General features: G+C 66.5%; 1 protein-coding gene and 1 pseudogene. Both read left to right on the top strand.

Features of this window, described 5'->3' with window-relative positions; genetic code table 11:
- Nucleotides 1-950: L-serine ammonia-lyase (locus tag AC1DR1_RS23155; RefSeq protein WP_476993455.1), on the top strand; the 950-nt coding region annotated here is incomplete at its 5' end.
- 13 nt (nucleotides 951-963) lie between these two features.
- Nucleotides 964-1213 (top strand): annotated as a pseudogene (locus tag AC1DR1_RS23150) (lipoyl synthase); the annotation flags it as partial.

Genomic DNA, 1213 nt, shown 5'->3' with positions numbered 1-1213 from the left:
GCTTCATTGTCCGCGAGGGCGAGGAGGACGCGGCCCTGAAGGAACTCGACGAATCCAAGAAGGAACTCCCGCTGCCGTTCCGCACGGCGGCCGAACTGCTGGAACACTGCCAGTCCCAGGGCCTCTCGATCGGCGAGATCATGCTGGTCAACGAGCGCGCCTCCCGCACCGAGGCGGAGATCCGGGAGGGCCTGCTGCACATCTACTCGGTGATGGAAGGCTGCGTCGAGGTCAGCCTCAAGCGCACCGGGCTGCTGCCTGGCGGGCTCAAGGTCCGCCGCCGCGCGCCCGACTGGCACGAGCGGCTTCTGAAGGAGGACAAGGACCGGGACCCGAAGTACTGGCAGGAATGGGTCAACCTGATCGCGCTGGCCGTGAATGAGGAAAACGCCTCGGGCGGSCGGGTGGTCACCGCCCCCACCAACGGCGCCGCGGGCATCATCCCGGCCGTGCTCTACTACGCGCTGCACTTCGCCCCCGGCATGGACCAGGCCACCCAGGCCGACCGGGACGAYGTGGTGGTSAAGTTCCTGCTGACCGCGGCCGCGATCGGGGTGCTCTACAAGGAGCAGGCCTCGATCTCCGGCGCGGAGGTCGGCTGCCAGGGCGAGGTGGGYTCGGCGTCCTCGATGGCSGCCGCCGGCCTGGCCGAGGTCATGGGCGGCACGCCSSMRCAGGTGGAGAACGCCGCGGAAATCGCGATGGAGCACAACCTGGGCCTGACCTGCGACCCGATCGGCGGGCTGGTCCAGGTCCCGTGCATCGAGCGCAACGCGATCGCCGCCGCGAAGGCCATCAACGCCGCCAAGATGGCGCTCTGGGGCGACGGCACGCACCGGGTCTCCCTCGACGAGGTCATCGTGACCATGCGGGAAACCGGCAAGGACATGAGCTCCAAATACAAGGAAACGGCCATGGGCGGCCTCGCCGTCAACGTCGTCGAATGCTGAAGGAAAGAGAACTATGACACTGGCACCAGAAGGCCGGAAGATGCTGCGCATTGAGCAGCGAAACGCGGCCACACCGGTGGAACGGAAGCCGGAATGGATCAAGGCCAAGGTCCAGATGGGCCCGGAGTTCGTCCAGCTCAAGAACCTCGTCAAGAAGGAAGGCCTGCACACCGTGTGTGAAGAGGCCGGCTGCCCGAACATCTTCGAATGCTGGGAAGACAAGGAAGCGACCTTCCTGATCGGCGGCTCCGAATGCACCCGGC

It is taken from the genome of Arthrobacter sp. P4_F10 (assembly GCF_056401435.1).
Note: the sequence above shows the minus strand (reverse complement) of the source record. Positions and strands in the feature narration are given on the sequence as shown.